Source organism: Pseudofrankia coriaricola (assembly GCF_001854805.1).
Taxonomy (GTDB): Bacteria; Actinomycetota; Actinomycetes; order Frankiales; family Frankiaceae; genus Pseudofrankia.
Genome location: NZ_MBLO01000279.1, coordinates 50,493 through 63,211, shown reverse-complemented (window position 1 = coordinate 63,211; position 12,719 = coordinate 50,493). Strand labels below are relative to the sequence as shown.

Genomic DNA, 12,719 nt, shown 5'->3' with positions numbered 1-12,719 from the left:
GTCTGGTCCTTCCTCGTCGGCCTCGCCGGATGGTTCGCCCGGCTGTACTGGCTTCCCGGGGTGGGCGCGGGGATCGTCTGCCTGCTCGCGCTCACCGCCGCCGGGCCGCTGCTGGGCCTGCTGTGGGCGGCCACCGCGCCGCACCTGGACGTCGCGGCCAGCATCAGCGGCAGCGAGAACGCGTTCACCACGCAGGCCGACATCGACGCGACATTCGGGTTCATCTGCCTGGGTGCCGGCATCGCCGCCGGCGTGCTCGCCCGTCTCCGGGCCGCCGACGCTGGCTGGCCGGTCCCCGCGGGACTCACGGCCGGTGGGTTCGCGGGCTCCCTGCTCGCCGGCTGGATAGGCCACCTGGTCCGCTCGCCGGGCGTGCTGGACCAGCTGCCGCCGAACGCGGGCAGCTACGTCATAAGCCTGGTCGACATGCGGGTGCGCGCGACCGGGCTGTACCTGGTGCTGCCGATGGCGGCGCTGCTGGTGCTGGCGCTGTCACTGTGGCTGCCGGCGCCATGGCCGCGCAGGCGGCGCCGGGGTGTCGAGCCGGTGGCCGAGCCAGCTGAGCCGGACGCGGTGTTCGCCGCCGCGTCCGCCTTCCAGCTCGGTCCGCTGCCGTTCGCGGACGACGAGCCACCCGCGCCCGTGGCCGGAGCCGGGACCCCGGATGGCGCGAGCTCGAACGGCGTGGCTGATCGTGGCGGCGCCGGCGGCTCGGAAGATGCCAGCCAAAAGGGGCGCGACGATGGCGAAGCCTCGCGCTCCTGGGGGCCTTTGGGTGATGCCAGCCAAAAGGGGCGCGACGATGGCGAAGCCTCGCGCTCCTGGAGGCCTTTGGGTGATGCCAGCCAAAAGGGGCGCGACGATGGCGAAGCCTCGCGCTCCTGGAGGCCTTTGGGTGATGCTAGCCAAAAGGGGCGCGACGATGGCGAAGCCTCGCGCCCCTGGATGCCGTTAGGCGACCTGGAACGACCGTCGTGACAGGTCCCACATCTGCCCGACAATGGTCGTCGCGCGACCAGCCGGGCATCCGGCCGGTGTGCATGGCTGCCAGCACAGTGCTGCCGGAGTCGTCGCTGTGCGCGTGCCGTCCTGCGCGGCGCGCGTCCTGTCCCGCGCTGTCCGCCGGTTGACACCTCGGTGGCGCCAGGTGATGAGATGACCTTGGCCGTGGACTGTTAGGTTCCGGTCAGTCCGGTCCACATCGGGTGCCCGCCGGTGGTGCGACCATGGGATTGGTCACATCGGTGGTGTCGGCGCCCGGTGGCCGCGGCGCGGGATCAGCGCCGGGGCCGGGCCGGCCGGGATCGCGGTCGGGGATCGTAGGGCGGGGCGGGAGGAACAGCGTGGTCACGCAGTTCGGTCGAGGACAGAAGAGCCAGCTGTCCGCGATCACGCAGGGCACTGACCTGTACATCGGCATCCAGGTCAACGCTCCGGGCACCAGCTGGGACATCTCCTGCTTCGGCCTGGACGCGAACGACCGGCTCTCCGACGACCGGTACTTCATCTTCTTCAACCAGCCGAAGTCGCCAGAGGGCTCGATCCAGCAGCTTGGCGCCCAGTCGGGCGACACCGAGTCGTTCCGGATCACCCTCGACGCCGTGCCGCCCTCGATCCACAAGCTGTCGTTCTGCGCGGCGCTCGATGGTGCCGGCAGCGGGAGCCAGATCACCTCCGGCTACTTCCGGATCGTCGTCGGCGGCCAGGAGGTGATGCGGTACCCGTTCACCGGGGCCGATTTCACCTCCGAGCGCGCCGTCATGATCGGCGACGTGTACCGCAAGGGCGTCTGGCGGGTCACCGCGAACGGGCAGGGCTTCGCCGGCGGGCTCGCGGAGCTCATCCGCTCCTTCGGCGGCGAGGTCGAGGATCCGGCGCCCGCGCCGCCGCCCGCGCCCGCGGCGGGCGGCTTCGCGCCGCCACCCCCTCCGGCTGGTGGCTTCGCGCCGCCCCCCGGTGGACCGGCTGCGCGTCCGCCGGCGCCCGCCGCGTCCCAGGCGCCGGGCTATGGCCAGCCGCCCGCGCCGCGGCCGGGCTACGGCCAGCCGCCGGCCGCGGCGGCCGGCGCCGCGTCGCCGCTGGTGAACCTGTACAAGGAGCCGCCGCCGTCGCAGGCGCAGCCGGTGCCGCCGGGCGCGATGGCGAGCCTCACCCCGTATGCCGAGAACCAGGCACAGGGCCGCTGGGTGCAGCAGAACAGCAAGCTGGTCAAGGTCCGCCTCGGCGAGGACGCGCTGGCGCTGCGCGGCTCGATGGTCGCCTACCAGGGCAACATCGACTTCGACTACAAGAGCCGCGGCCTGCGCGGGATGCTCGAGGAGAAGCTCACCGGGCAGGGCCTGAAGCTCATGACCTGCAAGGGCCAGGGCGAGGTGTTCCTCGCCCAGGACGCGGCCGACCTGCACATCGTCGAGCTCGGCCCCGGCCAGAAGCTGTGCGTCAACACCAAGAACGTGCTGGCGTTCGACGCGACCATCACCAACGAGGTCAAGCGGATCGAGAGCGCCGGCATCCCGGGCGGCGGCATCTTCCACTTCGAGATGACCGGGCCGGGGACGATCGTCGTGATGACGAAGGGCACGCCGATGACGCTGCCCGTGCAGGGGCCGACGTTCGGGGACATCAACGCGCTGGTCGCCTGGACCGTCGGGATGCGCGTCAGCGTCTCGTCGCAGGTCCGGATCTCGCGGCAGGTCTACCACACGGCCAGCGGCGAGTCACACAACCTGCAGTTCCAGGGGATGGGCGGCGGCCACTTCATCGTCGTCCAGCCGTACGAGGTGTGAGCCCGCGGATGACCACGGCCCGTACTTGGCCAGAGGTGACTCTGGCGGCGCAGACGCAGACGAGGAGCCCGCGGTGCAGGGACAGCTGATTCAGCACTACGGCCCGACGCCGGTCATGGACCGGATGAGCAAGCACGGGTCGAAGATCGCCAAGGTGGTCATGTGGCCGGGTTTCGACCTGTTCGCCCGGTCCGGGTCGATGATCGGCTATGAGGGCCTGATCGAGTTCGACCCGCAGCCGCCGGAGGTGCGCCGGCTGGCGTCCAGCTGGGCCACCGGCGAGGGTGTCCCGCTGATGACCGCGCGCGGCCAGGGCCTGCTCTACCTCGCCGACTACGGCAAGGACGTCATCGTCATGCAGCTCACCCCGGGTGAGGCCGTGTCGGTGAACGGCAAGAACATCCTCGCCTTCGACGCCAGCCTGCAGTGGGGGATCGAGCGGGTGAAGGGTGTGACCATGCTGTCGGGGATGGGCATGTTCAACGTGGTCATCCGCAACAACACCCAGGGCGCCGGCTGGGTCGCGATGGTCTCCAAGGGCAACCCGATCATGCTTGACACCCGCGAGGCGCCGACCTTCGTCGACACCGACGCGCTGGTCGCATTCACCGAGGGCCTGAGCATCGAGAAGCGGCGCACCGCCGGTTTCGGCAGCATGTTCGGCCGCGGCTCGGGCGAGTCGTTCCAGCTTGGCTTCCATGGCCAGGGCTTCGTCGTCGTGCAGCCGAGCGAGGACGAGCGCCCGCACTTCTCGGTCCGGGGATGACCATGCAGCCCACCGTCAACAGGCCCGCCGCTGGCCCCGTCGTGGCTGGAAGGACGACGTCATGAGCTACCCACCGCCGCCGCCCGGCCACGGCTACCCGCCTCCCCCCGGAGGGGGCTATCCGCCCCAGCCCGGCGGATACCCGCCGCCTCCCGGTGGCGGCTACCCACCACCCCCGGGCGGTGGGTTCCCGCCGCCGCCCGGCGGCCCCGGCGGGTTCCCGCCGCCGCCCGGCGGGATGCCGCCGGGCATGCCGCCCCCGCCCGGCGGGATGCCCCCCGGTATGCCACCCCCGCCCGGCGGGATGGGCGGGATGGGCGGCAACCCGAGCGCCGGGATTCGCAGCTCGCTGCTGGACAACCCCGAGGTGGCCAGCGCCGAGCGGTTCACGCTGCAGAACGGCAAGATGCTCAAGGCCACGCTCGGCGCCCAGGGCATGCGGGAGTTCTTCGCCCGCGCCGGCTCGATGGTCGCCTACCAGGGCGCCGCCCAGTTCGACGGGCAGTGGGAGGGGTGGGCTGGGCACTTCAGCCACCTCTTCGGCGACGGCGAGGGCCTGCACCTGATGAAGGTGTCCGGCGCCGGCAGTGTCTTCCTCGCCTACCAGGCGCAGGACATCTTCCTGCTCGACCTGGACGGCCGCGACGGCCTGACCATCGACGGGCGCAACGTGCTCGCGTTCGACATGAGCCTGAACTGGAACATCGTCCGAATCCAGAGCGACGTCGGCATCGCGGGCGTCGGCAGCTACCAGGTCGAGCTGACCGGTTCCGGCAAGGTCGCGCTGTGCACCACCGGCGCGCCGCTGGTCATGCGGGTGACCCCGCAGAACTACTACTTCGCGGACGCGGACGCGGTCGTCGGCTGGTCGAGCGGACTGCAGGTCTCGATGGAGGCCGCCGTGACGTCCTCGTCGGCGTGGAAGCCGCGCGGCAACACGGGCGAGAGCTGGCAGATGTCGTTCGCCGGCGACGGCTACGCGATCATTCAGCCGAGTGAGCTGCTGCCGCCGTACCAGGCGCTGTCCGGCAACGGGCCGGCCGGGCTGTTCGGCATGGGCCAGGGCGGCTTCGCCGGCAACCGGCTCGGCGGGCAGGGCAACCCGCACGGCTCCGGCCAGCCCGGCCACCCGCAGGGGGGCCTCGGCGGCGCCCTCGGCGGCCTGTTCGGCCAGCCCGGAGGGCCCGGCGGTCGCCCCTGGTAGCCGTCCGGGCGACCCTCGCGACCGCGTCCCCGTGGTCGCGAGGACGTCGGCTGAACGCCGCGTGACATGGCCGGATCAGCCCCGCGGCCAGCGGATTCGCGGACTAGGGTCGGATAGTGACCGCGGCTGTGCAGCTCGCCCTGGCCATCGTGCTGGAGATCGTGGCGACGACCGCGCTGCGGCAGTCCAACGGCTTCACCAAGCTCTGGCCCACACTGCTGGTCGCGACCTGCTACCCGGTGTCGTTCTACCTGCTCTCCCGGGCGCTGCGGACGATCTCGCTCGCGGTCGCGTACGCGATCTGGTCCGGCGTCGGCACCGCGATCGTCGCCATGATCGGCGTGCTGGCCTTCAAGGAGGAGATGTCCGTCCTCAAGGCCAGCTGCCTCGGGCTCATCATTGTCGGCGTCATCGGCCTCCAGCTCGGCGGCAGCCACCGCTGAGCGGCTCGCCCGCGGCCGGCCCCGAGTGCGGCCGTGCCACGCGCGCCCGGTCGGCCGGGAACTCGTCGCCGGTTCGGCCGGAGACGGAGCAACCCGCCCGCCGTGCGCGGCGTCCAACCTGGCAGCGTGCTTCCCGCGCAGGCCGCAGACGGGAAGCACGCCGCTGTTGGCACCGCCGCGGCTCGGGGGCGGCGGTGCCAACAGCCCCCTACGACGCCCAGACGCTGGGCCGGTCGCGGCGCGGCTGGTCGTCGGGCAGGCGGCTGACCGCGGTCGACAGCAGCCAGGGCAGGCTGTCGGGGTGGAGCGGGCCTGCCCTGTTCTCGACCCGCACGCTTACCACGCGGTCCCCGCTGCGGGCGATGGCCCACCGGTCACCCAGATAGGCCTCGTCGCCGATGCCCGCGAGCGGTGTGCCGCCCCGGCGGGAGCGCAGCGCGAGCCGGGCGGCCAGCCCCGTGCTGACGAGGACGGCCGCCGCCTGGCGGCCGTCCGCCTCGAAGAGCTGGATCGACGCCGGCATCGGTGTGGCGATCGGCGACGCGAGCGGCGTCACCTGCCTGGCCACACCGCGGCTGACCTCGTCGGCGGTCAGCAGCGCGCCGGCCGACGGCACGCCCACGCCGGTCCTGGTCCGCCGCGGACCGGGCCGGGCGACCCCCATCGCCTCGGCGACGAGCTGCTCGGTGGCGTCGCCGGACGTCGGCTCGAGCAGCTGGCGGGCCCGGCCCGGCTCGACAACGGTGATCTCGAGGACCCGGCGGGTCCACGGCCGGGCGGTCAGCCGCACGACGTCACCCACGTGGTAGCGGTCCCACAGCTCCCGCGGGGCGCCCCAGGCGGTCGTGCCGGGATACCCGGAGCCGTCCGTACCGCCGTCGTCGACGGCCAGGTAGTACAGCCAGGGCACGCTGTCGCCGTCGTCTCCGCTGGAGTTCGACCGCCAGGGCGCGTCCCACAGCACCTCGCCGGTCAGGGTCACCGGCGAGGACACGTCCGCGGCGACGCGGAACAGCCGATACACCCCCCGCATCACCAGGTAGAGGCCGAGCAGCAGGCTGACGAGCCAGAGCAGGTCGTGGATCTGGCCCGCCAGGCCGTCGACGACCCGGCCGCGGTAGTTCAGCACGGCGATGCCCGCGACGAGGCAGAAGGAGGCCCAGACGGCCAGTGGGAGCGGCTTCATGCCGTACCGGCCCCACAGGCTCGGATAACGCACCCGGACCTGGTGCCAGCCGCCACCGAACGACGACCACACCAGGGTGCGGTCGCCCATCCCGAGGTCGACGGCCTCGTCGCAGACGCGGGTCACGCCGAGGGCGCTGCCGTAGGACAGGTAGCGGTCCCAGACGGCGACCGCGGCAGGCGGGAGCTCGGCGAACGCCTCGTCGCCGCGCAGGAACTCCCGCAGCCCCAGCCAGCGCGCGGCCACCGCCCGGCCCGCCGGGGTGTCCCGCTCGCCCAGGGACACGTTGGCGATCCCGGCCAGCACCAGCAAGGTCACGATCGTCACCGGGGCGGCCGGGTTGTCATGGGGATGCGCGCGGTGGTCGTAGTGCAGCGTCGCGACGAGCACCGCGAGCGTCGCCGCCGCCGCGGCCACCATCAGCACGGTCTTGATCTGGCGGGAGAACCGGCGGCGCGTCAGCCCGCGCCGGCGGGCGTCGGCGATCACCTCGGCCTTCAGCCGCCGGGACCAGGCCTTCGCCTGTCCGGGGTCGCGGAAGGTGAGCGCGGTCATCGGGACCACCCCGCCGGTGGCGAGGCCCTTTACCCGGTCGAGGACGCGTCGCTCATAGTTCGTGAGGCCGGCGTCGCTGTCGTCGCCTGCCTGCCTGGGCAGGTGGATCGTCGTCTGGCGCGGGTCGCCACCGGGCTGGCGCAGCTCGAGGCGGCGGCGGGCGGCCAGGTCGAGCAGGGTCGAGCGGGCGGCGTCGCCGGTGTGCTCCCAGCCGTGCGCGAGCAGGCTGACGACGGCCGGCGGCTCGTCGCCGCCGAAGTCCTGCGTCGGCGCGGTGGGTGAGACGCGGCGTGGCCTGGTCAGCAGCACGAAGGCTCCGAACAGTGCGAACCAGCCGACGATCGCGGCGATCGCGAGGCCCAGCTCGAAGCCCATCAGCCGAGGCCCATTAGAACTGGACGCGGATGTCCGCGCGCTCGGCCTCCGCCGCCTCGAAGAAGGGCTCCTGGTGGAAACCGCCGAAGGCCGCGACGATGTTCGTCGGGATGGACTGGACGGCCGCGTTCAGTGACTGGACGGCGCTGTTGTAGAACTGGCGCGCATAGGCAATCTTGTTCTCGGTCTCGCCGAGCTCGCCCTGCAGCGGGAGGAAGTTCCGGCTGGCTTTCAGATCGGGATATGCCTCGGCGACCGCGAAAAGCCGGCCGATCGCCTGGGTGAGCATTCCTTCGGCGGCGCCGCGCTGCCCGGGGCCTTGCGCCGCCGCCATGGCGCCTGACCGCGCGGAGACGACCGCGTCGAGGGCGGCGCGCTCGTGCGCGGCGTACGCCTTCACGGTCTCGACCAGGTTGGGAACCAGCGACTGGCGCCGCCGGAGCTGGACGTCGATCTGCGCCCATGACGACTGGACCTGCGTGCGCAGCCGGACCAGCCGGTTGTGGGCGCGCACCGCCCACCAGGCCAGCCCGACCACGACCAGGACGACGACACCGCCGACGACCGGCAGCAGGACGGAGGGGCTCATCTGCGATCTCTCTGTGTGGAATCTCTCTGTGTGGAATCGGAGCGCTGCGGTGCTCATCTGCTCGTGGTGTGCGGGCCGGTCGTGGACCGCGGGCCGGCCCTCCGGGACGCGTGAGGCACCGCGAGCACAACCAGTCGATCGGCAATCTCTTCCAGGTCGGCCTTGCCTTGTGCTGCGTCCATCACCAGGTCGAAGGTCGCGTCGTCGGTCATCTCCACGGCTAGTCCATTGAGATCGAGGAAGACGGCTACGGCGAGCCAGGCGAGCCGTTTGTTCCCGTCGACGAGTGCGTGGTTGCGGACGAGTGATTGCAGCAGCGCGGCAGCCTTGAGTGTGACCGTTGGATAGGCGTCCCGTCCGAACGCGCTCGATCGGGGGCGGGACGCGGCCGCGTCGAGCAAACCCACATCGCGTACCGGGCCGACGCCGAGAGCGCGGATGAGCGCGAGCAGATCGTCGAGATCAAGGTAGATGACCGGGTTCGCCGGCATCGTCACACTGTGCCGAGACGGTGCAGGACGTCGCCCCAGCGTTCGATCATCCGGTCTGCGCTGTCCTCAACCCGAGCGGCGTGGCCGGCACGTTCGTAGCGCTCCAGTACCGCCCGTCGGATGATCTCCTGGCGGGACGTTCCCTCGGCGGCGGCCAGCACGGTGAGCGCGCGCTCCAGTTCGTCATCCGTTCGCACGGTCAGAGCCATGGCCGATACGATACCGAGTTGATACCAAGAGCGTCATCCGGCTTGGTCGCGCCGGCCGTCGAGCGAGTCCCGGCCGTCGGCCGAATGCCGCGTTGTGGGCAAGTGCTGTGCCCGCGCCACTGGTTGTCCGCGGTCCGCGGTCCGCCGTCGCGGGTGACGCGGGTGAGGCGAGAGGCGGTGCTCGCCGGGCGGGTCAGGGCAGGACCGAGGCGACCAGGGCGAAGTCGGCGTCGCGGGCCGCCTGGCGCTGGGCGAGCTGCAGGAAACGGCCCGGCGAGCCGAGGTAGAACCGCTCGTACAGGTCGGAGCGGCCGGCGAGGCTGGTGCCGACGAAATCCCAGGCCAGCCGGAACAGCGCCGTCCGCTCGTCGGCGGGCAGGCCGTTCGCGCCCTGGTAGTAGCGCTCCACCAGCGGGCGCAGCAGTGGGTTCGCCAGCTCGGCCCGGGTCGGGGTGGCCAGCAGGCTGTGGCTGCCCAGCAGCTTGATGATCTCGGTCACCCGGGGGAACCAGCGGGGCAGGGTGGGGCGCAGGGCCGCGAATGGGGGCTCGGCGCAGAACCAGGTGCCCGACCCCCACTCGTGGGCGCCGGCCTCCGCGGCGATCAGCGTCGACCGGGTCAGCTCCAGATAGCTCCAGATCTCGCCGAGCATCTCGACGGCCGCGGGGCTGGTGTTGTTGACCGCCTCGGCCATCCTGGTCGCGAGCTCCCAGGCGAACTGGAGTTTCGAGATGGCCCGGATCGTCGTCTGCTGCATGACGTTCGCGGTCCAGCCGGACCGTTGCATCACACGGTTGTACAGATCCACGTCGCCGTCGAGGAACACGCGGTGGCGCGGCACCTCGACGTCGTCGAACACGATGACGGCGTCCTGCTCGTCGAACCGGCTCGACAGGGGCGCGTCGGCCGCCGGCGCCGGCGAGGAGTAGCTGTCCCGGCAGAGCACCCTCAGGCCCGGGGTGGCCATCGGGATCGCGAAGATCACGGCGTAGCGCTCGTCGCCCTCGGCCAGCGGATAGCCGGGGTAGACGAAGATCTCGTCGGCGAACGGCGCGAGGGTCGCCAGCGCCCGGGCGCCGCGCACCACGATCCCTTCCGAGGTGTCGGCCACCTTGTGCACGACGACCTCGCCGCCGCCGGCGGCGGTCTCCGGCAGCGACCGGTCGACGGTCGGGTTGACGATCGCGTGGGTCAGCGCCAGGTCACGGGACATGACGTGGCGTTGATAGGCGAGCAGGTTGGCCGTGCCCTCGTCGTTGCCGCCGCGCCTGAACACGTCTGGGCGCCCGGCGAAGCCGGCGAGCGTGACGTTGAGATAGTCCGGGCTGCGGCCCATGAGCCCCAGGGTGCGCCGCGCGATGCCGGCGATCGCGTCGTGCCGGCGGGCCAGGTCCGCGGCCGAACGGGGGATCAGGTGCGTGACCGCGACCGTCTCCCCGCTCTCCGGCTCCACGGCCAGGTACTGGTCGGGCCGCTCGTGCTGCAGGTCGAACAGGCCGGCGAGGGTCCTGGCGGCGCCGGCCGTCCGCGGATGCGTGGTCACGTCGGCCACTCGTTCGCCGTCCAGCCAGACCTCGCGGTCGTCCAGCAGTCCCTCCAGGAACTCCTTACCGGTTCGCGCGCCCATTTTCGGTACCTCGTCCTTCTTTCCTACAGCTCGGTGATCATGAGGAGTGGCTGCTCGACGCAGTGGGCCAGGAAGGTGATGAAGCCGGCGACCGGCGCGCCGTCGCAGGCGCGGTGGTCGAAGGCGACGGTGAGCTGAGCCACGCGCCGCGGGCGGATCTCGCCGTCGACGACCCACGGCCGCTCGGCGATGCGGCCCACCGCGAGCTGCGCGACCTCCGGATGGTTGATGATCGGGACGGCGCCGTCCGTGCCGAGGGCGCCGTGGTTGTTGAGGGTGAACGTGCCGCCGGTGAGCTCGGTGGGCACCAGCGAACGGTCGCGGGCCCGGGAGGTCAGCTCCCGGAACCGTTCGGACAGCCGCGGCGCCGTCATCGTGTCGGCGTTCCTGACGACGGGGACGACGAGGCCCCCGGCGCCGTTGACCGCGAATCCCAGGTTGACCGACGGATACCGGACGATCTCGCCCCGCGCGGTGTCCACGGTGGCGTTGAGCTCGGGATGGCGCGCGAGCCCCGCGACGCAGATCCTGGCCAGCAGGCCCAGCACGCTCACCGGCCGGTCCGGACTCCGGGCGTTGATCGCGTCGCGGGCCGCGAGCAGGTCGGTGAAGTCCACGTCGCGCCAGGCCGTCGCCTCCGGGATCTCCTGGCGGCTGCGCACCATCCGCTCGACGACCACGCGCCTGGCCGCCAGGGGGATCCGACGGACCGCCGGTGCGGCGGGCGGCTCGGGGGATGCCGGGGGATGGCCCTCGGCGCGGCCGGCCGCGGCCAGCAGCCGTTCGACGTCGGCTCGGCGGACGATGCCGTCGGCGCCGGTGGTGGGCACCGCGGCCAGATCGAGGCCCGCGGCCTGGGCGAGCCGCCGAACCACCGGCGAGATGACCCTCGGCGCGGTGGTCGCGGTGGTCGCGGTGGTCGCGGTGGTCGTCTTCGGAGGCCTCGGTCGCCTGGCCGGGACGGGTTCCATCGCGGCGGGGCCGAAGCCGACGAGCGCCGGCGCGGCCATCGCCGGAGCCTGGCGCGGAGTCTCGCCCACCGCCCCCGGCGGGCCTGTGACCGGCGGGTGCGACGAGTCCGGGACCCGCGGGCGTGCCGGCCGGGCCGGCTGGTCGGTGCCCGTGGCGGTCCGCTCCCGGACCCGCACGAGAGGAGAGCCGACGGGAAGGACGTCGCCGGCACGCCCGTGGCGGGCCTCGATGATCCCGGCGTAGGGACAGGGGACCTCGACGAGCGCCTTCGCCGACTCCACCTCCACGAGGGGCTGGTCGATCTCGACCTGGTCCCCGACCTCGACGAGCCACCGCACCACGACGGCCTCCGTCAGCCCCTCGCCGAGGTCGGGGACGGCGAACTCGGCGACTCCGCCCATGCCGCCGGCGCCGCCCGCGCGGGCGGCGGTACCTGTCGGGGCCGCGGGGGCTGCCTCACGCGAACCGGTCATGACGTCCGGCCCCCCGGCGGGTCGAGCCAGCGGGTGTCCGGCTCGTCGTCCCACTGCAGGCGCTCGAACGCGGCCAGGATGCGCGCGACGCCCGGCTGGTGGTGGTGCTCCAGCTTCGGGGCGGGGTACGGGACGTCCCACCCGGTCACCCGCAGGACCGGCGCCGCGAGCGAGTGGAAGCAGCGCTCCTGGACGCGCGCCGCGATCTCCGCGCCGACCCCGGCGAATCCCTGGGCCTCGTGCAGGACGACGCAGCGGCCGGTGCGCCGCACGCTGGCGACGACCGTGCCGTCGTCGAACGGCACGATCGACCGCAGGTCGACGACCTCGACATCCCAGCCGCGCCCGGCGGCGGCCTCGGCGGCCTCCAGCGCGACCGGGACCGTCGCCCCGTAGGTCACGACCGTCACGTCCCGCCCGGCCCGGCGCAGCGCGGCCCGGCCCAGCGGCTCGGCGCGGGCGGGCAGGTCCACCGGCGACCGGGTCCAGTACAGCCGTTTCGGCTCCAGGAACACCACCGGGTCGGGATCGTCGATCGCGTCCCGCAGCAGGGAGTAGGCGTCCGCGACGGTCGCCGGGGTCACGACCTTCAGGCCCGCCGTGTGCGCGTAGTACGCCTCCGAGCTGTCCGAGTGGTGCTCCACCGCGCCGACCCCGCCCCCGTAGGGGATGCGCAGCACCATGGCGGGCCGGAGGCGGCCCGCGGTCCGTGCGCCCAGCTTCGCCACATGGCTGACCACCTGCTCGAACGCCGGATAGGCGAACGCGTCGAACTGCAGCTCCACGACCGGCCGGAGGCCGTACATCGCCAGGCCGACCGCGAACCCGACGATCCCGGCCTCCGCCAGCGGCGTGTCGAGGCAGCGCCGCTCGCCGAAGGCGGCAAGCAGCCCGTCGGTGACGCGGAAGACCCCGCCGAGGCGGCCCACGTCCTCGCCGAGGACCAGCACCCGTTCGTCCGCCGCCATCGCGTCCCGCAGCGCCTGGTTGAGCGCCTGCGTCATGGTCATGGTCACCGTCGACGCCGGACCCGCCTCGTCCCC

At 72.7% G+C, this 12,719-nt stretch carries 12 protein-coding genes; 5 read left to right on the top strand and 7 right to left on the bottom strand.

Going from position 1 to position 12,719, the window contains the following annotated elements:
• Window positions 1-60 precede the first annotated feature (60 nt).
• From BCD48_RS54710 to BCD48_RS44620, 5 genes are all read left to right on the top strand, one after another.
• The gene (locus BCD48_RS54710) at window positions 61-978 is read left to right on the top strand and encodes a hypothetical protein (RefSeq protein WP_241842472.1); all 918 of its coding nucleotides are present in this window, start codon (window positions 61-63) and stop codon (window positions 976-978) included.
• Window positions 979-1,343: 365 nt separating this feature from the next.
• Window positions 1,344-2,786, top strand: coding sequence for a TerD family protein (locus BCD48_RS44635; protein ID WP_071054910.1), 1,443 nt, complete (start codon window positions 1,344-1,346; stop codon window positions 2,784-2,786).
• 73 nt (window positions 2,787-2,859) lie between these two features.
• Window positions 2,860-3,552, top strand: coding sequence for an AIM24 family protein (locus BCD48_RS44630; protein WP_071054904.1), 693 nt, complete (start codon window positions 2,860-2,862; stop codon window positions 3,550-3,552).
• 61 nt (window positions 3,553-3,613) lie between these two features.
• The gene (locus BCD48_RS44625) at window positions 3,614-4,756 is read left to right on the top strand and encodes an AIM24 family protein (RefSeq protein WP_071054903.1); all 1,143 of its coding nucleotides are present in this window, start codon (window positions 3,614-3,616) and stop codon (window positions 4,754-4,756) included.
• A 116-nt stretch (window positions 4,757-4,872) separates the two neighbouring features.
• Window positions 4,873-5,199 (top strand): DMT family transporter, encoded by a 327-nt coding sequence (locus BCD48_RS44620; RefSeq protein WP_071054901.1) that lies wholly within the window; start codon window positions 4,873-4,875, stop codon window positions 5,197-5,199.
• A 208-nt stretch (window positions 5,200-5,407) separates the two neighbouring features.
• Here the strand turns inward: BCD48_RS44620 and BCD48_RS44615 are convergent, their stop codons facing one another.
• The 7 genes from BCD48_RS44615 to BCD48_RS44585 form a co-directional block, all read right to left on the bottom strand.
• Window positions 5,408-7,315 carry a DUF2207 family protein gene (locus BCD48_RS44615; protein ID WP_071054899.1) on the bottom strand — a complete coding sequence of 636 codons (1,908 nt, stop codon included), beginning with the start codon at window positions 7,313-7,315 and terminating at the stop codon, window positions 5,408-5,410.
• A 13-nt stretch (window positions 7,316-7,328) separates the two neighbouring features.
• Entirely contained in the window at window positions 7,329-7,904 is a 576-nt protein-coding gene (locus BCD48_RS44610; protein WP_071054897.1) for a LemA family protein, read from the bottom strand.
• A 53-nt stretch (window positions 7,905-7,957) separates the two neighbouring features.
• Window positions 7,958-8,395: a type II toxin-antitoxin system death-on-curing family toxin gene (locus BCD48_RS44605; RefSeq protein WP_071054895.1), complete on the bottom strand. Its 438-nt coding sequence runs from the start codon at window positions 8,393-8,395 to the stop codon at window positions 7,958-7,960.
• Window positions 8,396-8,397: 2 nt separating this feature from the next.
• Window positions 8,398-8,592, bottom strand: coding sequence for a ribbon-helix-helix domain-containing protein (locus BCD48_RS44600; RefSeq protein WP_241842471.1), 195 nt, complete (start codon window positions 8,590-8,592; stop codon window positions 8,398-8,400).
• Between the two features lie 205 nt (window positions 8,593-8,797).
• On the bottom strand, window positions 8,798-10,231 hold the full coding sequence (locus BCD48_RS44595) for a 4-hydroxyphenylacetate 3-hydroxylase family protein (protein WP_071054891.1): 1,434 nt from the start codon (window positions 10,229-10,231) through the stop codon (window positions 8,798-8,800).
• A 23-nt stretch (window positions 10,232-10,254) separates the two neighbouring features.
• Window positions 10,255-11,676, bottom strand: coding sequence for a dihydrolipoamide acetyltransferase family protein (locus tag BCD48_RS44590; protein ID WP_241842470.1), 1,422 nt, complete (start codon window positions 11,674-11,676; stop codon window positions 10,255-10,257).
• On the bottom strand, window positions 11,673-12,680 hold the full coding sequence (locus tag BCD48_RS44585; RefSeq protein ID WP_198543665.1) for an alpha-ketoacid dehydrogenase subunit beta: 1,008 nt from the start codon (window positions 12,678-12,680) through the stop codon (window positions 11,673-11,675). The genes BCD48_RS44590 and BCD48_RS44585 overlap by 4 nt, the downstream gene beginning before the upstream one ends.
• Window positions 12,681-12,719: the final 39 nt, after the last annotated feature.